The following is a 3,305-nucleotide window of genomic DNA, read 5'->3' as shown; positions in this document are numbered from 1 at the left end:
CCGACATCTGGGGGATAATGGCATCGTCACTTGTATTAAATATTTCTCCGATTCCCTTCGAAGGGATCGTCGCCGGCGTCCAGGTAGGATATGTCGATGGAAAATACGTCGTGTTTCCCTCTGCCGACGAACTCGAAAGATCTGAACTCGATATAGTTGTTGCAGGGACGGAAGACGCAGTTGCAATGGTAGAAGGGGAGGCAAAAGAAGTCTCTGAAGAAGTCATGGTCGGAGCGCTTGAAGCGGCCCACGAAGCTATTAAATCGCTCGTAGCCTTCCAGAAGGAAATAATCAGTGAGTTCCAGACTGAGAAGTGGGAGCTCGAGATACCGACTGCGCCAGAAGGATTTCTCGAATCATTCGAAACACTGGTTGACAGAAATAAGCTCGCCGAGATAATGCTCACTCCCGGTAAGAAGAACAAGGACAAAGCCTTGAAAACATACAGGGACGAGCTAATCGAGCAGTTTATAGAAAAAGCAAAAGAAAGATGGTCCGAAGAGGAAATCGAAGACAACATTGGTTTCGTGAAGGACTTCTACCACGACATAGAGAAGAAAGTAATGAGAAGGAGAGTAATAGAAGAAGATGTAAGGATGGACGGGCGTAAGCACAACGAGATCCGTCCGATCAACATTGAACTCGATCTCCTGCCAAGAGCACACGGTTCGGCTCTTTTCACCAGGGGCGAGACCCAGAGTCTGGGAATTGTCACTCTCGGGGCAACGATGGACGAACAGATAGTCGATACGATGTTTGAAGAAGGTTCGAAGTCGTTTATGCTTCACTACAACTTCCCGCCTTTCAGCACCGGGGAAGTGAAGAGGCTTAGGGGGCCAGGCAGAAGAGAAATTGGACACGGTCATCTTGCCGAGCGATCTCTGAAGAACATTGTGCCTAACGGCGAATCTTTCCCATATACAATAAGAGTCGTATCTGAAGTTCTTGAATCCAACGGCTCCTCTTCGATGGCAACCGTATGCTCCGGATCGCTCTCATTAATGGCGGCTGGAGTTCCGATGGAGAAGCACGTGGCGGGTGTTGCCATGGGCATGATTCAAGAACCGGAAAAGACCGTCGTTCTCACAGATATTCTGGGAAACGAAGATCACATGGGCGACATGGATTTCAAGGTTACAGGAACTCGTGACGGTATAACCGCTTTTCAGATGGATGTGAAGGTTTCCGGCGTATCAAGTGAGATAATGACAAAAGCGCTTGAGCAAGCAAGACTGGCAAGACTCAAGATACTTGATCTTATGTACGAAGCCATTCCCGAACCGAGAAAGTTTGTCTCCGACTATGCACCTATTATAAGGACGATCAATCTCCCTTACGAGAAGATTGGGGAGATTATCGGACCCGGCGGAAAGGTCATAAAGAAACTTTCAAGCGAGTATGATTCAACGATCTTCATAGATGACGAGAGATCTCAGGCTAAGATCGTTGGAAGCAATCGAGAAAAACTCGATCAGCTGGAAAAAGTAATAGATGCGATAATCTCTGAAGTGAAACCCGGACAGCTTTTCGAAGGAAAGATCTCGAGAGCGGAGGCCTATGGATTCTTCGTAGAGATTGCGCCAGGAAAGACCGGGCTCCTGCATATTTCGAAGATGGGTGCCAGCGGCAAGGATTTCCTTAGAGAGCACAAGGTCGGAGACACGATTGCCGTCGAAGTGGCAGGAACTGATCAGATGGGGAAGATAAGTCTGAAGCTCGAAGGTGTCGAGGTTAAAGAGGACAGTAAGCGAGACAATAAAAGGCCATACCATAGGAACGACAGAAACGACAGAAACCGAGGAGACAGAAACAGAAAGTAGGTAATTGATGAATAATCATTATATTGAGCTGCCGAACGGCGCAGTTATTATAGGTGAGCGAAAAGAAGAGACGAGAACGGTCTCGATGGCTTTCGCGATGAAGGTGGGTTCCGCTGATGAGGAAGATTCCATCAGCGGCGTTTCTCATTTTATTGAACACGCTCTTTTCAAGGGAACTCTTAGAAGAAATGCTTTCGAAATAAAGGAACCGATCGAGAGAATAGGCGGTAGTCTTAACGCCTATACGGGAAGAGTCTCAACTGTTTACTATGCAAAGGTTCCCGACACTTATGCTTCTGAGGCTCTGGAGATCCTATTCGATTTGATAACCTCCCCGCGTTTTGACGAAACCTCTCTGGAACTCGAAAGAGGGGTCATTATGGAGGAGATCGCCGCGGCTGAAGACGACCCCTACGACAGAATATACGACATGACCATTGAGAAGGTTTGGGACAGAGATTTTGGCAGGCCGATTCTCGGCTACCAGGATACAGTCGGAAATTTGGAGAAGGAAAAGCTCACCAACTTCTACGATCACAAATATGTCGCAAACAACGTTATTTTTGCCGTTTCGGGAAACTATAACGAGGATCTCCTGAAGAATACCGAGAGAAAACTTCTTTCCATGAGAGTCAACGGTTCTAAACCCGTTGCCAAATCTCCCGTGATTTCACAAAGACCACTGTGGATTGTTGAAAGAAGAAAGGACCTTCAGCAGGTTCATCTTCTATTGACTAGAGACGCCCCGGGCAGAAGAAACAAGGATGATTTCGATGCCTTCAAGATATTCAACACTCTCTTTGGAAGCGGAATGAGTTCCATTCTGTTCCATAATATCCGAGAACAACTTGGAATGGTATACAACATCAGTTCTGAATTCGTCTCTTATGCAGATTCCGGCGCATTCATGATAAATGCAACCACCGGCCCGAAGAACCTTGACAATCTGGTGGCTTCGCTGAAAAAGGAAATAGGGAACCTCATAAGCCGGGGCGTAACCGAAGCTCAGTTCAATTATGGAAAGGAAAGGGCAAAAGGAAAACTATTGATGTCTACCGAAGGAACACTGCAGACGCTGAGCAGATTCCTGGATGACGTAGTTATTTGTGGAAAACCGGACTCTCTGGAGGACTTGATCGCAAGAATAGAAGCCCTTACCATTGATGATATAAACGACTCCATCAAGAGACATATCGCCGGCCCCTGGAATGTATCGCTACTTCTCCCTGAACAAATGCAGAACTCCACATTCTTGACAGAAGAACACTTCGAAATTTGAGTTAATCCGCATGGATTCGCTCGAAGAAGGGACCAGAGGAAACGAACCTGTAACTTGACAATAGGAAGTGGTACTGGTAGTATAGGAATTGCTGACGCGAAGTTAGCGTTAGCGGGAAAGGCGAGCGAGGAGAAAGGGTCATTGAAAAATGGATAGCAATCCAGCGAGTTTCAAAAGAATGAGTCATGGATGGAGGGTTTGATCCT

At 46.8% G+C, this 3,305-nt stretch carries 2 protein-coding genes; both read left to right on the top strand.

The window, feature by feature from the left end; genetic code table 11:
- Window positions 1-1,820, top strand: a 1,820-nt coding sequence (locus tag BG32_RS08630) for a polyribonucleotide nucleotidyltransferase (RefSeq protein ID WP_121526684.1), incomplete at its 5' end; no start/stop codon positions are given.
- A 7-nt stretch (window positions 1,821-1,827) separates the two neighbouring features.
- A complete protein-coding gene (locus BG32_RS08625) occupies window positions 1,828-3,099 on the top strand; it encodes a pitrilysin family protein (protein ID WP_099771482.1) in 1,272 nt (423 codons plus the stop codon).
- Window positions 3,100-3,305 lie beyond the last annotated feature (206 nt).

The organism is Mesotoga sp. HF07.pep.5.2.highcov (assembly GCF_003666285.1).
GTDB classification, from domain to species: Bacteria; Thermotogota; Thermotogae; order Petrotogales; family Kosmotogaceae; genus Mesotoga; species Mesotoga prima.
Note: the sequence above shows the minus strand (reverse complement) of the source record. Positions and strands in the feature narration are given on the sequence as shown.